This window comes from Neoehrlichia mikurensis, from assembly GCF_019186785.1.
Classification (GTDB): Bacteria; Pseudomonadota; Alphaproteobacteria; order Rickettsiales; family Anaplasmataceae; genus Neoehrlichia; species Neoehrlichia mikurensis.
This window is the reverse complement of record NZ_CP066557.1, coordinates 335,669-352,880: the sequence shown is the minus strand read 5'-3', so window position 1 is coordinate 352,880 and position 17,212 is coordinate 335,669. Positions and strand designations below refer to the sequence as shown.

General features: G+C 27.6%; 15 protein-coding genes and 1 tRNA gene. 10 read left to right on the top strand and 6 right to left on the bottom strand.

The genetic code is table 11. The annotated features are described in order from the left end of the window. Positions 1 to 87 precede the first annotated feature (87 nt). From HL033_RS01370 to rsmD, 3 genes are all read left to right on the top strand, one after another. Positions 88 to 160: transfer RNA gene (locus HL033_RS01370), tRNA-His, on the top strand. A gap of 196 nt (positions 161 to 356) precedes the next feature. Further along, positions 357 to 1,556: a SurA N-terminal domain-containing protein gene (locus HL033_RS01365; RefSeq protein ID WP_218194312.1), complete on the top strand. Its 1,200-nt coding sequence runs from the start codon at positions 357 to 359 to the stop codon at positions 1,554 to 1,556. 1 nt (position 1,557) lies between these two features. Then, positions 1,558 to 2,109, top strand: coding sequence for a 16S rRNA (guanine(966)-N(2))-methyltransferase RsmD (gene rsmD / locus HL033_RS01360; protein WP_218194311.1), 552 nt, complete (start codon positions 1,558 to 1,560; stop codon positions 2,107 to 2,109). Positions 2,110 to 2,209: 100 nt separating this feature from the next. On the opposite strand, the gene HL033_RS01355 is transcribed toward rsmD, so the two are convergent. Then, complete coding sequence (locus HL033_RS01355) at positions 2,210 to 3,136, bottom strand: AEC family transporter (RefSeq protein ID WP_218194310.1); 927 nt, start codon at positions 3,134 to 3,136, stop codon at positions 2,210 to 2,212. A 57-nt stretch (positions 3,137 to 3,193) separates the two neighbouring features. After that, positions 3,194 to 3,502, bottom strand: a complete 309-nt coding sequence (locus HL033_RS01350) for an ETC complex I subunit (RefSeq protein WP_254815548.1) — start codon at positions 3,500 to 3,502, stop codon at positions 3,194 to 3,196. A 59-nt stretch (positions 3,503 to 3,561) separates the two neighbouring features. On the opposite strand from HL033_RS01350, the gene xseB reads away from it, so the two are divergent. Then, complete coding sequence (gene xseB, locus HL033_RS01345) at positions 3,562 to 3,756, top strand: exodeoxyribonuclease VII small subunit (RefSeq protein WP_218194309.1); 195 nt, start codon at positions 3,562 to 3,564, stop codon at positions 3,754 to 3,756. Positions 3,757 to 3,807: 51 nt separating this feature from the next. After that, on the top strand, positions 3,808 to 5,037 hold the full coding sequence (gene mtaB / locus HL033_RS01340) for a tRNA (N(6)-L-threonylcarbamoyladenosine(37)-C(2))-methylthiotransferase MtaB (protein WP_218194308.1): 1,230 nt from the start codon (positions 3,808 to 3,810) through the stop codon (positions 5,035 to 5,037). Between the two features lie 886 nt (positions 5,038 to 5,923). Here the strand turns inward: mtaB and trxA are convergent. Further along, entirely contained in the window at positions 5,924 to 6,247 is a 324-nt protein-coding gene (gene trxA, locus HL033_RS01335; RefSeq protein WP_218194307.1) for a thioredoxin, read from the bottom strand. A gap of 68 nt (positions 6,248 to 6,315) precedes the next feature. Beyond that, complete coding sequence (virB9, locus tag HL033_RS01330) at positions 6,316 to 7,089, bottom strand: P-type conjugative transfer protein VirB9 (RefSeq protein ID WP_218194306.1); 774 nt, start codon at positions 7,087 to 7,089, stop codon at positions 6,316 to 6,318. 1,280 nt (positions 7,090 to 8,369) lie between these two features. On the opposite strand from virB9, the gene rho reads away from it, so the two are divergent. Then, positions 8,370 to 9,707: a transcription termination factor Rho gene (rho, locus tag HL033_RS01325; RefSeq protein ID WP_218194305.1), complete on the top strand. Its 1,338-nt coding sequence runs from the start codon at positions 8,370 to 8,372 to the stop codon at positions 9,705 to 9,707. Positions 9,708 to 9,886: 179 nt separating this feature from the next. Here rho and HL033_RS01320 read toward each other — a convergent pair whose 3' ends face one another. Both HL033_RS01320 and lpdA read right to left on the bottom strand, forming a co-directional pair. After that, entirely contained in the window at positions 9,887 to 10,138 is a 252-nt protein-coding gene (locus HL033_RS01320) for a J domain-containing protein (RefSeq protein WP_246575302.1), read from the bottom strand. 113 nt (positions 10,139 to 10,251) lie between these two features. Next, positions 10,252 to 11,667: a dihydrolipoyl dehydrogenase gene (gene lpdA / locus HL033_RS01315; RefSeq protein ID WP_218194304.1), complete on the bottom strand. Its 1,416-nt coding sequence runs from the start codon at positions 11,665 to 11,667 to the stop codon at positions 10,252 to 10,254. A 216-nt stretch (positions 11,668 to 11,883) separates the two neighbouring features. On the opposite strand from lpdA, the gene HL033_RS01310 reads away from it, so the two are divergent. The 4 genes from HL033_RS01310 (at position 11,884) to HL033_RS01295 (ending at position 16,936) form a co-directional block, all read left to right on the top strand. Continuing rightward, entirely contained in the window at positions 11,884 to 14,103 is a 2,220-nt protein-coding gene (locus tag HL033_RS01310; RefSeq protein ID WP_218194303.1) for a hypothetical protein, read from the top strand. Between the two features lie 258 nt (positions 14,104 to 14,361). Continuing rightward, positions 14,362 to 15,810, top strand: a complete 1,449-nt coding sequence (locus HL033_RS01305) for a hypothetical protein (protein WP_218194302.1) — start codon at positions 14,362 to 14,364, stop codon at positions 15,808 to 15,810. Positions 15,811 to 15,819: 9 nt separating this feature from the next. Further along, on the top strand, positions 15,820 to 16,443 hold the full coding sequence (locus tag HL033_RS01300) for a hypothetical protein (protein WP_218194301.1): 624 nt from the start codon (positions 15,820 to 15,822) through the stop codon (positions 16,441 to 16,443). Then, the gene (locus HL033_RS01295) at positions 16,421 to 16,936 is read left to right on the top strand and encodes a hypothetical protein (RefSeq protein WP_218194300.1); all 516 of its coding nucleotides are present in this window, start codon (positions 16,421 to 16,423) and stop codon (positions 16,934 to 16,936) included. The genes HL033_RS01300 and HL033_RS01295 overlap by 23 nt, the downstream gene beginning before the upstream one ends. The last annotated feature ends 276 nt before the right edge of the window (positions 16,937 to 17,212 follow it).

Genomic DNA, 17,212 nt, shown 5'->3' with positions numbered 1-17,212 from the left:
GAGGGAAGTTTGTAAAGTATAAATTTAATTTTTCAGGATTATACTTGATATCATGATAAAAGTGTGGTAATCCATAAAACCTTAATGGCGGATGTAGCTCAGTTGGTAGAGCATCAGTTTGTGGCACTGAGGGTCGCCAGTTCAATCCTGGTCATTCGCCCCTTTACTGGTTGTTCATAAATATATATCTTGTAAAAAGAGCATAAAGGTTTTTTTCATATCTAATGATTATGGAAATTGGTAAAGTTTCTGTACTATATCAATAAAGTATGAAAGTAGGAATACTTTTCAATAAAGATTTTTTGACATTAGATTGTTTTGTTATAAAATTAGCGGGATTAAATGTGTAATTATATATGCTACGTATTGTAAGACTTTTTACTGTTTTTATAGCTTTATTATATTGTGTTAGTAGTGTTGCTAGTGTTAAGATAGTTGCTACTGTTGATGATGAGTTAATATCTAGCTTGGATGTAGAAAAAAGAGTTAAGTTTGATAAATTGTTGCATAGGATTGATGAGACAGTAGCTGATAGTATGTCTTTAAAATTTTTAATAGACGAAGCTTTATTGAGAAGTGAAGCAAAAAACTTAAAAATTTCTGTTAATGAGTCAGATATAAAAGAAGCTACACATAGGATACTAAAGTTTATTGATGCCAATGGTAGTATGAGTTTGTTAGATTATATTCAAAAAAATGATTTAGATTATACAACAGTTTTACGTTATATAGAATCTAAAGTAATTTGGGATAAGATCCTATTGGTAAAAGTTATTCCGTACATTAATGTATCTGATGACGAAGTCGATAATTATATTGCAGAAAACAAGTCTGATAAATTTGAGACCATGGTAAGCTTGAATCAGGTGTTTATTCCATCAAAATCAAAAGATATTGTTAAAATAGTGCTAAAAGCACTACTTAGTAATGTTAGTATTCACGATATTAGAGATCGCTATAAGAATTATGGTATTAGTATAGATGAAATTAGTGGTATTAATGTTGATTCACTTGATCATAAAATTAAAGCAAATCTAATAAATGCAAATATAGGTCAGGTAATGAATCCTATAGAATTTGAGCAAGGTTATTTAATAATGCAATTACTGGATAAAGTGCAGATTAGTAAAAAATTTATTTACAGTGAAGTAATGTTAAAGCAGGTGATGTTTAGTAGCAAGGACAAGAACAAATTAGATCAAATGATGAAATTGCAAAATTCTAAGGTGGATTGTTCAACTTTTAATAAGATTGTTTCACAATTGAAATTAGGTAATGTGTTAAATTTTGTTGTTAAAGTGAAAGACTTATCTACTAAGATGCAGTCATTGCTACAAAATGCAAAAGTTAATGATGTATTGCATTTTGCATCTGATAATAAAGAAAATATTATTGTGCTTTGTGAAGTAAGAGAAAAGAATTTGCAAGATGAACAGTTTCTTGATAAAAATCAAATTGATAATATTAAACAAAGTATATCTATAAAGAAGATAGATATAAAGAGTATGCAGTTAATGTCTCAATTGCATAGAAGCCATCTCGTTGAGAGGTATTAGGGTGATACGCATAACTGCAGGTAAATATCGTGGTAGAAAGATATTTACTGGAAATGCGTTAGATGCAAGGCCTGCTACTTCTATAGTTCGAGAATCCATTTTTAATATTATGCGTTCATATGTGTCAATTCAAGGATTGTATATTCTTGATTTATTTTGTGGTAGTGGTTCATTATCTTTTGAAGCATTGTCGCGTGGTGCAGAAAGTTCATATATGGTAGACATTAATTATAATAATTTACAATTAGTACAAAAAACAGCTATGGCTTTAGGTGTGATGGATCAGGTTATTACTGTATGCTGCGATGTAGAAAGGTTATCTGCAGCTATAAAGAAGTATGATATTGTATTTATTGATCCTCCATATCATGATATTAAATTTGTTGATATATCTCTTAATATTTTAACGCAGTTTAATTGGTGTAAAAGTGGTAGTATAGTTACGTTACGAGTAAGAAAAGGCTATCAAATTTCTGTCCCAGAACAATACATTTTTTTGGATGAGCGCGTGTATGGTATTTCAAAGGTGATATTTTTATTATATAATACCTAGTTGATATTAAAGTATATTCTATAAAGTTTATACAAATATTTTTAAGAGTAGGTATTGTATAATGTAATTATATTAAGAAAACTTGAAAAGTTTTTTATATTTATAATAAATGTAGATAAAGTAGTAAGGATATCAGTAAGGGTACGTAAAATAACCCTATAACTGTATTAGTAAGTAGCATTATTGCTATTTTATCAGGCTGATAATTAAGCATTGTTGCTAACATCATTCCTGTGCCTGATATAGGGATTATGGCTAATAAAATTAGTGCTTTGTATACATCTTGATAGTATAGTTGAGTAATTGTTTTATCAATGAAAATTAAGCTTAAAATAAAGATTGGCCATACTACATATTTAATTATGATTGTTAAGAAAATGAGCTTCCAGTCAATATGAAATACTTTTATATTTGCTACTGCTATTCCCAATAACATCATTCCGAGTACTATGTATGTGCTTCGTATATTAACTGCTGTATTAAGTAAAAACTCTGGTACAGGTATTTTAAAATAACTGAAAACTAGTGCTAAAATTATAGCATAAGAAGCTGGTAAGGTTGCTAATTTTCTCATACACTGCTTTGCTGTGTATAATCCTTGTGTTGCTATGTAAAATCCACAGCTGTTTTCAAAAAGTAACATACCTACATAACATAAAAGATATAATGATACAGTGTGATTATCAAATAATGCTAGTGCTACTGGTAATCCAAAAAACCCCATACTAGAACTTCCAGAGCTGAATGCTAAAATATTTCTTGTATTATCTCTAAAAATTAAGGCTGATACTTTATACACAAGAAGTGAGACAATGCAACAAATACACCATGTCAATAATGGTAAAGAAATAACTGCTTTATCTATGGTTATTTTTGAAGTTCCGGAAAATACAACAACTGGACCCATAATGTAAAATAGTAATTTTGCTATGGTTTGGCTATGTGGGTTCAGCAATTTACCTGCAGTAAATCCTATTAAGATTGTTACATATAATGGTGCTACTTTTGATAGTAGTATGAGAAACATATAAATTGTTTTTTGCGTAAATGCTAAGCTACTACTTTAGCATAAGTTTATATTTTTTTATAAACCTTTAATTTTTGTAAAATTCTCTGCATATGATTTAGGTTTTTTTTGTAAAGGACGTTCTTGTAGTAAGATATACTTAAAATTGTTTTTTTCTGCATATGCAATTGCTTGCTCTTTTGTTGTAAATAGTAAGTGTATTTGTTGGCGCGTATCTTTTGATCCTATCCATTGCATAAGTGGTTCAACATATTTTGTATTTGCAGGACAAAACTCTACTTTCCACATGCTATATTTTTGTACACCAGATTGCATTGCACTTTTTGTTGGTTTGTATATCTTAACTAATATATCATTATTTAACACTTGTTGTAGCCTAAGAAAATATGCTATAATGCTAGAATATATACATAATTTTTTAATAAATGTCTACCCTTAATAATAATGCACTAACATTTGAAAGTGCAATGCATGAGTTGGAAGTAATAGTGCAAGAACTTGAAAGTAGTAGTATAAGTCTAGAGAGAAGTATGCAGCTATATGAAAGAGGCAAGAGCTTATATGAATATTGTCTTAATGTTATTAAGGGTATGGAGTTAAAAATTGAAACTATAAGCTAATCTTGTTATTCTTGCTATATTAAAGTGATTAGGTGTGAGTAAAGTTTTATAATGAATGAAGTTTTTACTTTTGGATGTAGGTTAAATTTTTATGAAAGTGAGATTATAAAAAAGTACTTAAAAGCAGCAAAATTAAAGGATGTTGTTGTTGTTCATAGTTGTGCTGTTACTAATGAAGCTGAGCGTCAAGTTCAACATAAGATACGTAAACTTTATAAAGAGAATGTTGGTGTTAAAATTATAGTTGCAGGTTGTGCTGCTCAACTAAATCCAGATGTATATGCAAGAATGCCTGGTGTAGTAAAAGTGTTGGGTAATATAGATAAGTTACAATACAAAAGTTATATTAATGATGACATGATTAGTGTGAGTAACATGGAGAATGTTGATAAACCTAAATTTCATGTTTTGACACGATTTGCTGATAAATCAAGAGCTTCTATAGAAATACAAAATGGGTGTAATCATCAATGTACATTTTGTGTGATTACTAAAGCCAGAGGTAATAATCGATCAATGCCTATTGAAGATATTATTAGTCAAGTTAAAATGTTTGTTGATTATGGATATAATGAAGTTGTTTTTACAGGTGTGGATATTACAGGTTTTGGATTGGATATTTTTGGGAAACCTTCACTTGGTATGATGATTAAAAGGGTATTGAAGTCAGTTCCTAGTTTACAAAGATTAAGACTGTCATCAATAGATGTTGCAGAGGTAGATAATGATCTTTTTGATATTATTAAGGATGAACCAAGGTTTATGCCTCACTTGCATATGAGTTTACAGTCTGGGAATGATGTTATTTTAAAAAGAATGAAACGTAGACATAGTAAAAATCAAGCTTTAGAATTTTGTGATAAGGTGAGAAGTCTAAGAAAGAATATAGCATTTGGTGCAGATATTATAGCAGGATTTCCTACGGAAACTGATAGTATGTTTTATGATACTATTGATTTGATAGAAAAAGCAAATATATCTTATCTACATGTATTTCCATATTCAAAAAAAGAGGGTACGATTGCTGCTAGGATGCCTCAAGTTGCAGCACACGTTAGGAAAGAAAGAGCAAGGTATTTAAGAGAATTAGGTGAAAAGAGGTTAAAAATTTTGTATAGAACTCTACTTGATACAAAACAAAACATTATTGTTGAAAAAATAGGTTTTGGTAGAGCAGAAAATTTTGCATTAGTGAAATTTTATAACCAAAATGCTGATTTGAAAAGTATCATTAATGTACATATTAGTGATATAGAAGGCAACTACTTAGTTGCCAATTAATGTATTATATATCAATTATCTATACAAGTTTATAAACATTGTAGTTAAGAAAGTAGATAAATTTTATCACTAATTTAATTAGTAAAGTCTTTCATTAATTTATAAAATTTTTAATTATCTATGTAAAATTACTTTATATCTTGTGATAAAAGCAACTACAAATGGTAGAGCTACTATATGTGTATATGTAAATAGGTAGGCTATTTATTATTGTAATTTTTACTATACAAATAATATAAGAGTATATACCCTAATGGATTTACAATATCAAATATAATTAATGTTATTTATGATTGGTAATTAGTTAATTTTTAAGTGCTATATAATATCAATGTGTTAAGTTTTAATAAAAAGGCCAGTATAAGGTGTTTTTGTAGTAAATGTTAGCAAAAATTTTGGTATTTGATAATAATATATAGTTTATCTGTAAGTTATTATTAAGTTAATAGATTATAATAATATCTATACATTAATAAGAACTACCAATTATACAAATATGACTTAATTATTTATTAGCAGAAATTTATTTATATCAAGAATTGTTTAGTATATTGTGAGTTCTGAGTTTTTAACTATATTAGTATAATTTTATTGTGAGTTCTGAGTTTTTAACTATATTAGTATAATTTTAAGGTTTATAAGTTACAAAGCTTGGTCATTAATTGATAATAAAATGCCTGTATTAAAGATAATGATTCTAGTATCTTTAATTGGGTTATTTATTGAAGTTCAACTTGCCTAAGTTTTAATTTGAAAATTTTTTATGTCCATAAGTAAACTTCGTTGATGCCGAGAAAGTAGCAGTTATATAACTGCAATATAATAACCACTTAAATATATTTTAATGCTATAACAATAAATAAAAGTTTTAACGGAAAGTCATCTTCTATTTAATACAATTATTTATTTCATTTATAATCTTAGATATATCTGCCCCAATAATTTGTGATAACTTGATGCCATTTTTAAAAATCAATATTGTTGGGATAGCACTAATATTGTATTTTATTGGAGTATTTTGGTTTTCTTCAACATTTAACTTGTATACTCTTATTTTTTCCTGGTAATTTTGTGCTAACTTTTCAAGTTGAGGCTCTAAAGCCTTACACGGCCCACACCATGAAGCCCAAAAATCTACTAGAACAACACCACTGTTCTCATTTAATTTATCACTAAAGTTGTTATCATTAATTTGCTCAATGGAAGACATTATAACTCCTATGGTAAACTATAAAAGTATAAAGTAATTTTATAATAACGCAATGATTAGTTTTTAATTTATTTTAAATGATTATTAAAAACACATACGGTATCAGATCCATGACGGAGAGTAAACGCATGACTCACACGTTCAATTACTACATAATCATTTACAATACGAAAATTAATTAAGGATTCGTATCCTTCTGAGTCTATGTGAAATATAGACGGTAAACTAGCATTTACAGTAGGGAATTGCATGTATGTGAATCTATTATCATCGAATATTTTTAAAGGTACAATGCCTTCACTACCACGATTATGAGAAACTGAGTAATTAAAATTTATTCCTTTCCTTGCAGTATCAATGTCTGTGAGATCTGGTATTTGGGTTTGATTGATAGGAAACATCATACCTCCATTATCTAACCCTGAGTTATCATTGACATCAGTAGAAGGGTATAAAAACCTTACTTCATAAGCTAGCCTTGCATCATCTAGACCTGTAGCTTCTTCAGCATGTAATTCAAAGTAATAAACTCTTTTATTTGTAATGATGGTTGCATTGGTATTAGCGTTATCTGCAATAGGTTTGATGAATAAACGATTCCCTTTAGGCATTAACTGCCATCCTGTTGAATCACCCATTGATATGGTGTCAATTGTTTCATCAGATTCAAATAATATACTTGATTGATATCCATAAAATCCTGTGTACTTATGTATAGACTGCGGATTATAGTTGATAATTTTTATGTGATTATCTTCTGCTATGGAGCGTACTTCTTGTTTGCTAAAACATGAAGTGCTCATTAATACAATTATAGTAAAAATTGTTAGTATCTTTTTCATATTTTGTTGTCACGTTAAAATGCTATCTTTTTTAGTTTAACACTAATGAATAAATCCGCAATAATCTATATTCATTATATGTTAATTTTTAGGTAATTGTGTGAGGTGTGCTTTGGTATTTGTATAAAAACGTTATGTGTTGAAAGTTTAACCTAATAGTGAATATATTAGATAGGTGATTTGCTAGAGGTTATATCTTGTTTATTGCAAGACTGTTTTTGTATAGAGGGAGCAGATGTATATCATATAAAAGCACCTATAGCACAATAAAATTTATTTAATATATTTGTATTAAAACATAGTGTTCATATGATGATAATATGATTTAAGTGTGATAGTATGTTGAAACGCTTGAATTGTTTACATAAGTTTTTATGTTTTTTAATTAATTGTACTTAATTTATTGTAGCGTGGAATTATATAATGTTAGAAATAAAAAGAATTCCTAGTATTATCAGATTTATTTATATATTTAAATATCTGAATTTTAAAATTAATCTGTTCTTATATGGTATTGTTGAAGAAATTGTAGTTATATAACATATATTAAGAAGTTTAATTTAGAACATTGGAAATCGTTATTCAAGTAATTAGTATATAATAATTAATACATTAATAATGAAAATATATAATGTAAGTTTTATTCTGAGATTGCATTATTTAATTATAATGCTATATAATATAGTAAAGGAATACTTTTTATTTATTAGTTGTTTTTTTATATGTTTAAGTATTATATTGATAATGAACTTATATTACACTAAAAATAACTTGTGTGTTACTAAGAGGTATTTTATCATCATATGATTTAAATTTATTTGATTGGTTGCGTGTTTTAATGTAGCTGAGTAAAAGGTGTAAATGCGCTTTTTTAGTAAGTTTTATGCTTATAAGGTTATAACATATGGTTGTGTTAGTACTATGAGCTAAAATGATTTGAGTTACAAATTATGTAGATATAATAGGTAATGTGGTATTTTTACGTTATGAGTTATACTAAATTTCTTATGATTTTTTAAAAATATCTTGTATAATAATTTTTTGTGCTATAGGGTTTACCTGTATTAGTACAATGTCATAATACCCTTCTTTATATCATTTATGTATAATAAAGTTTGTTAGGTCTGTGTAAAAGTGGTGTTAATCTAAAAAATAGTAAAATTGTTTTTTATAGTTTATTGTTACATATTTATGTATGAATTACTGTATGGTTTAAGTGTGTAAGGTGCATTGCATTGAAAATTGTATTCTTATATTAATTCAATTGAAGAGAGAGTTTTATGTCAGATGATGTTACTATTGAGGAAGTAGAGAGAGAGCAAGAGTCTGTTAATGAGGACAAAGTATTATCAAAGGTATTAAGTCTAAATGAGCTAAAGAGGAAGAGCACTGAGGAGTTATTGATAATAGCAGAGGAGCTAGGAGTAGTTAGCAATGGAAGGATGCTAAAGCAAGAGATAATATTTCATTTAATGAAGAGGGTAGTCAGTGGAGGAGGAGTAGCAATAGGAGGAGGTGTAGTTGAAGTATTACCTGATGGATTTGGATTTTTAAGATCTGCGGAAGCTAATTATGCTGCGAGTAGTGATGATGTATATATATCCGCTGGTCAAATAAAGAAATTTAATTTAAGGACTGGAGATATAGTTAATGGTGAAATAAGAGCTCCTAGTGATAAGGAGAGATATTTTACATTAGTAAAAGCATATAACATAAATTTTACAGAGATAGGTAAGTTACAAAGGTATGTGCATTTTGATGATTTAATACCATTATATCCTGAAGAGAGGATATTATTGGAATGTAATGATATACTTGATAAGAAAGATATCAGTATGAGAGCGATAGATATAATAGCACCTTTAGGGAAGGGGCAAAGGGCATTAATAGTAGCGCCTCCCAGGGCAGGCAAGACAATAATATTGCAACAGATAGCACATTCAATATCTGTAAATCATCCAGACATGGAATTAATGGTTTTATTAATAGATGAAAGGCCAGAAGAAGTGACTGATATGTTAAGGTCAGTGAAGGGAGAAGTAGTGAGTTCTACATTTGATGAGCCAGCGTATAGGCACGTACAACTTGCGGAGATAGTAATAGAGAAAGCCAAGAGGATGGTAGAGCATAAGAAGGATGTAGTAATATTATTGGATTCAATAACGAGATTAGCGAGGGCATATAATGCAGTAATACCGTCATCAGGTAAGGTATTAACAGGTGGAGTAGACTCTAATGCATTACAAAGGCCAAAAAGATTTTTTGGTGCAGCAAGGAATATAGAGAAGGGAGGATCGTTAACAATAATAGCAACGGCACTGATAGAGACAGGATCGAAGATGGATGAGGTTATTTTTGAGGAATTCAAGGGTACAGGTAATTGTGAAATAATCCTTGATAGGAAGATAGCTGACAAGAGGATATATCCAGCAATAGACATATCAAAATCTGGGACAAGAAAGGAAGATATGTTAATAGATAGTGTATGTTTAAAGAAGGTATGGTTATTGAGGAGATTATTGTCAGCTATGGGTTCTATAGAAGCTATGGAATTTTTAAGGGATAAGCTGAGCATAGCAAAGGACAATAATGACTTTTTTGATATGATGAATAGTTAATGTTAGTTTAAAAAAGTTAAGTTATTGAGCTGGGTAATAGCATTGTTTGTGGATATTGTAAATATTGGATACTTAAAATAATAATCATAAGGATATAAGTTAAGTATATGTATATAATTAATGTTGAGTGATTATCATTCTTACCTAATTTTAATAGTAATTTTTTATGTAATTTAATATTAATGATGAGAATTCAATAGTTTATCACGTGCTTGGTTAAGCTTTTGCGCAAAATAAGCAGAGCCTCCTTTGTCTGGATGAACAGATTTCATAAGTTTATGGTATGCCATATTAATTTGTTCATTATTTGCTTTACCTTCTAGTCCTAATATCTCTAGTGCTTCATTTATTGACATCTCGTTGCTTGTATTCCTATTGCTATAAAGTTCATTGAAAAATTTGTTCATCATTGGAGTCATGATATGACTCATATGTATTATACTGTTTCTCTTGATTAAAAAAAATATAGATAATAAGACTATTGGAAAAATAAATAATGCCCCTATTATACATAATATTACTATATAATGTGTAAATCTTTATTTTAACTATTTAAAGATTCGTTATTTGCGGATAATATGGCTTCATGCATCATCTCTGAAAGTGTTGGATGAGGGAAAATTGTTGATGATATGTCATAATCTGTAGCTTCAAGTTGTTTGCTAATAGCATATCCATTAATCATTTCGGTAACTTCTGCACCAATCATATGTGCTCCTAGTAGCTCTCCTGTAATTTTGTCGAAAATGACTTTTACAAATCCTTCGGTATCATTTGAAGCAATGGCTTTACCATTAAATTGTGCAAGAAATTTTCCAACTTTAATTTTTAGTCCTTTATCTTTTGCTTGTTTTTCAGTTAACCCTATACTAGCAATTTGCGGTATTGAATATATGCAGCTTGGTATATTATTCTTATTAAGTGGATGAATATTTTTATGTAATTTTTTTTCTTCACTTGCTATTTTTTCAATACATAATATAGCTTCATGGCTTGCTTTGTGAGCAAGACATGGTTGCCCTGCAACATCTCCTATAGCATAAATATTTGGTTCACTAGTTGCACAGTATTTATCAGTAATAATAAATCCAAAGTTATCGATACTAATATTTGTATTTTTAATATCTAGATCTTCTGTATTTGGTTGTATGCCAACTGCTAGTATTACCTTTTCACATGCAATAGTAGTTGTTGTATTATGGTTAGTTAGTATTGTAGCTTGCATAATATTGTTACATCTGTTAAGTTCTGTAATTGAGCTATTTGTATAAATATTGACACCATAGTTAATTAGTATCTCATGCATTGTTTTTGATATTTCATGGTCTTCTAATGGTAATATGTTATTCTGTAATTCTATAATACTGACACTACTTCCTAGCGCATTATAAAAACTGGCAAATTCTATGCCTATTGCGCCACTGCCGATTATTAGCAAGGATTTTGGAAGTGCTTTTGGCATCATTGCATTTTTGGCATTCCATATATTTTCATTATCGCAATTAATATTAGGTAAATTCTTTGCTCTACTGCCTGTGGCAATTACTATGTGTCTTGCTGATAAACTTATGCTATTGCCATTATTAATAACTTTTATAAATCCTTTACCACATAACTTAGCAACTCCGTAATAAATTACTATGTTATTTTTTAGCATTAAGCTATTTATTCCTTTAGATAATTTATCAACTACTTGACGTGATCTTTGCACAATTGCATCAAGATCATATTCTAATGATTTAACTTTTAATCCAAATGAGGATGCTTTTTTGATTGTTTGATATAATTCAACAGATTTAAGTAGTGATTTTGTTGGAATGCATCCCCAATTTAAACATACTCCACCTAAAGTTTGTTCTTTCTCTATAATTGCTACGGTATACCCTAACTGTGCAGCACGTATTGCTGCTATATATCCTCCCGGACCACTTCCAATGATTATAAAGTCATACTGATTCATTGTTTACTTAAATGTAAAAGGTAATCCTATATAATATTGATAATAGTGATAAATTGCAATTTTATTTTGATATTATAACATATAATTATTATTAATTTAATATATTAAGTGTTATTTTTAATACAAAATATTAATTTCTTTAAAAAAATATTGATTTTTTACTTAAAAGTTAAATATTCTACTCTTAAAAAGTTAATTTATTTAAGGTTTTAAGTAATGAAAAACACATATAACAAGATATTAATACAGAATAATATCTTCAATTCAGTAAATAAAGATGTCTCTTTTGATAAGAAGACTGGGGTTAATATAATGAGTAGAGCACTTGGTAATTTGAAAGAAAATACAAATTATGATGTAGAACTTTTTCAAAAGAATAGTGTTGATGTCTTTGAATATGAGGGAATTATTTTTACTATCTATTATGCAATGAATAATCATAGTGATTTATATATTAAAATACTACTACCTAGTGGAGATACTAATACATTCAAAATAAATGATATGCCTATTGATAGGGGTATTACAAATTATTCACCAGAGATATTATTTTGGAAAAAAGATGAAGCTAATTTTTTAGCTTGTGTGTTTATTGAAAAAAAGTTTCATACACAAGGTAATGCTAATACTTTATTTCTAAAAATGTATGCATTAAACACAAATGGTGTATTGTTTTCTCAGGTTAAGAAAATAGAGCTCAATAGTTATGTAAAGAATAAATCAGTTATTTATAAATATCCTGTTATTATACGGCAAGATGATAGAGGAGATTTTTTAGTTATTGCGAAGACACTAAAAGATAGAAGAGCTAATATGGATGATAGAATTTATGTAATGTGGAGAGTTAAAGGCAATAATTATGAAGTTATCAAACCAAGAAGTAGAAATAATTTAGTACAAAGTTATTACTTGTTTAAGATTGTAGGATATGAGAAAGAACATAACGATCTCATCATATCTTCAAATATTAACAATGGTAAATTTAATTTTACGTATATTAGTAAGCACTTGGAACAGTATAAGTTTTTTTCTAAAATACACAAATCCAGTATAAATTATTTAAGAACTAAACAATCAGAAGATTGTTTAGTTAGTAATTATAGGTGTATCGTTAGTGGTAATACAGTTAAAATGCCACGAAGTTATATAGAGCTAATCAAGTTTATTAATGTTGGTGATAGTGTACATATTGTATATATAGGAAATATATACAGCGAAGATTTATCTCGTATGACTAAACAATTAGCGTTAATTGCTAACTATGGTGATGTTACACAAAGTATTATTTATGATATAGTTAATATTCAAGAGGATGTTAAGGCATTATATGTTAAATATGATAATGGTAATGTAATTGTTACGACTATTTTTAATAATAAGAGTACTATATATATAATTCCTGCTAATGATTTATTACATCAAAATATAAACTCTATTATAGCATTTGATGTGGATATTAATCATCCTATTGTTGATTGGTATCGTATGATGAATGGACAGGTATTGCTTAATAATAAGATATCAGATAATAATGTTATTGGATTAACAATGAATGTTAATGGAGTTATAAAAAAATATTCTACAAAAGTAGTCACATATAAACATGAGAATTATAAAAATTCTACATTAAATCATTATTATGAGGCAAATATTCCTTCTGATGATATACAGAAGGAAAGTTCTACTACTTCTTATGCTACAGTATTATATAATAACCATGAGGCAAATATTCCTTCTGATGATATACAGAAGGAAAGTTCTACTACTTCTTATGCTACAGTATTATATAATAACCATGAGGCAAATATTCCTTCTGGTGATATACAGAAAGAAAGTTCTACTACTTCTGTGTATACTACAAGTGTTACTAATGAGTTGCAAAATCATACTATAGTTAATACTTTAAATAAAGCCGTAAATGCTACAGGAAACAATGTTACTGGTACTATTAAGGATGATATTATATTAAATAATTCTGTAACTTCTACAAGTTCACTGAATCAAGTGGATAAATTACAAAGCACTCCCGCGAATCGTAGCAATAAAAATAGTATAGTTAATAAAAATCTAAAATTACATGAGAATACACATAAGAAACATAATTTAAGTAAAAATGATAATATTTTGTTGCCATTTAATGGGTCAGCAAATATGCTTAACTCTTCAAAAGTAGGGTATTTAACAAATAATAATATTACAGGGAATAATGTATTAGATAATGCAGGTAGTAGAGCATCATTATTAGCTGTAGCAATTATAGTACCTTTATTTTTTTTGATTGCTATAGCATTTTTAGCTTTTAGGTATATTAAAAATAAAAAAGGACATCATAGAATAGTTCATATGGAGGATATTCCTGTCAGTAGGAGAGGTATTGAGTTATATAACATTAATGTTGAAAATGCTATTGATAGGTTATCGGAAGAACTATTATAGAAAAGTTTTCTCAAGAGTTAACTGAGGGAGTAAATTGTAAAGATAATTTTTATATGATTAAAAATAGAATATTGTTAATTATTAAAATGTGTAAAAAATGGGGGCTGTATACAATAATTCTTAGAAAGTTCCGCTTAATGTTATGTAATAATTTTATATGTGAAATGTGATTAAATGTTAGTTAATAATTTTTTATATACTAATACATGTAAACTAAAAGTTGAGGAACTTTTGATAGTAAAACTAACATAGAGATTTATGTCATTTTTTAAGTCATTATGTAAAGATAAAATAGTTATTTCTATTGGGGACAATGGTGCTGCAATACTGAGTATTGTTAATAATGTGATATTGCATAAATATTTTTTCGAAGAAATGAACGATGCAAATTTTTGTGATATTAAGTCATTAATTGTTTCTAATAGAGATTTACCTGTATACTTTTTACTGAATTATAGTCATCAAATATACACAAGACAAACTATACCTGCAGCTAGTAGGTTTATAATTAGGTATTTAATTAATATGAAATCTTATGATACTTTGCATGATTATGAGGTAAAGTCTGCATTTTTAATATCTAAGCCTAGCAAAGAAGATAATAACTGGCATTATATGTTTGTTGAATGCAAGATTCAAGATAAATTGTCTCAATCGTTGATTGATATAATTTTAGAATATTCAAATAATTTTAAAGGAATATTACTATTCCCTATTGAGCTAGTAAATGTGACTAATAATTTACTTAAAATACATAACAAAAGTTGTAGAAGATGGACTATGCTAATAGCATACACTAAAACAAATGATTTCCGACAAATTGTTTTAGATAATGGTAAAATAGTTTTTACCAATGTTATAGCTGTTTCTGCAGATGAGTTATTACCAGATATTATTGCTGGACAGATATACCAAGAAATAGAGAATACTATCCGTTATCTTGCAGAATTTGGGTTACAAGATAAAGATGAAGTAAGTCTATATGTTATTATTCCTAGCGATATTAAGGCAAGTCTTTTAGCTTTTGATTTTCAAAAAATAGATATTTATATTTTTACACCATATGAATTAGCAAAAGTGTTAATGATAAGAGAATCTGCTAATATTGTTAGTGTATATTGTGATACGGTTATGTTATATGCTATTTCTCAGCATAATCCTTTGTATATAGTGCATACAAAAAAAACACATCTTTTTTATAGATCATCATTAATGTGCAAATATATAATACCATCTTGTATGTGGATGTCGGTATTACTTTGTATGTTAAATGCTTTATGTATTTTTAATATTAATGTGAATTTGAAGAGAAAAGTTCAATTATTTCAACATAAAGAAAAACTTGCTTCCAAATTTAATAGTATGAGAAGTGATTGTGATTTTATAAAAATTAATGAAATGCGTGAAACAGTAGATATGTATAAGTTGTTATCCAGTACTAGTTTTTTTTCTCTTGATAATATTATGCAGTTTCATAAATTAAAATCTTCTTATTTTAGTATTAATTATTTGTCATGGGGTGTTACTAAAGATAAAGAAATAAATATGAAGGTCAGTTTAAAATTTAAATTAAGAAAAGACTTTTTAACACATTATGAAGCTTTGAAGGTTATTGCTTATAATATGTTTGATAATTATAAAGTTAATATTTCTATATATAATGAACATACTGATAATAAATATGTAAACATTAATTTTATCAAATAAGTAGGAAATATGCTAAAAAGAGGTTCTTATGTAAAGTTAGTAACATATAGTATATTGCTTGTGTTGTTGTTGTGTATTTTCTGTTCTGTTTGCTATTATAATTATAATATAAAATTAAGTATTAGTGATATTAAAAGTGAAATTCAAAAAATAAATTTTGAAATAGTAAATCTGCATAAGCATGAAACTGAACTTAACAATAATTTTACTGTATGGCAAGAGATATCAAACTCAAATGTATATAGTATGTCTCATGTTAATAATTTAGAATCCTTAATTAATACTTTATGTGTGAAGTATAAAATTTTGAGTCCACAAATTATTATATCTTCTCCTATATTAGTTAGTGACAATTATAAGAAGCAGTACATAGATGTTGTAAGACATAATATAGTAATAAGATTTACTTCCATAACTGATGAGAATGTTTTTTTATTTATGCATGCCGTGAAATATGATATTCCTGGCTATATTGCTGTTAGGTCTTTTGAGTTAACAAAAAGCAAAGAAATTACGCATGATATAATAAAACATAACCTTGCAGGGGATTTTATCCCTGTAGTATATGGTAATGTTGTGTTTGATTTATATAGTATATCAGGCAAGAGTCATGATGAACATCCTAAAAGTTAGTGTATATGTTATAGTAGCTGTCTGCTATAGTTTTCAATCTCATGCTGATAGTTGTGTAGGGCTTATTGATGCTTTAAAAGAATGTAAGCCATATGTATGTGCTATAAAATTTTTTGAAGATAAACTAGAATATGAAGTTTTAGGTATTAGAAGAAAAGGATGTAAGTATCTTGAAAGGGATGCATCAGGGCTTTCGTTATGTTATTTATCTCTGGGTAATGTTGATATAATGTCAAATTATTTAGTTAAAATTTTCACAAAAAATGTTAATATTGATAAGGAACAAATTGAAATTTTAAAAGCGGAAGTATGTAATTTTTATGCTAGCATGGATAGCGATCTAATTGATATAGGTAAAGAATTTAATGAACAAAATATTAAGGATATTGAATATAAAGCTGGACTTCAAAAAAGAAAGACACAGGCAAATTCAATAAGAAGTATTTTTTTTGATGAAGATGTTATCAAAACACTTCGTGCAACAGATGATTAATATTCTGTTTGAAATTTAGCAATATACGTGTAGTTTACATTGTTATAATAACTTATGTATAATATAAAATAATACATTAAGGGATATATAGTAAAGAATATTGATATATTTACAAAAAAAAGTTTTTATAAATTTTAATGCTATTTAATTGATTAATTAAGATAATGACAAAATATAAGCTTTAATGAGTATTATGATAATGTTTTATATTAAATAATTATATAGGTCATCTGGTAAAAAATAGTAGATATAAGATATTTAGTTAATTGATGCAAC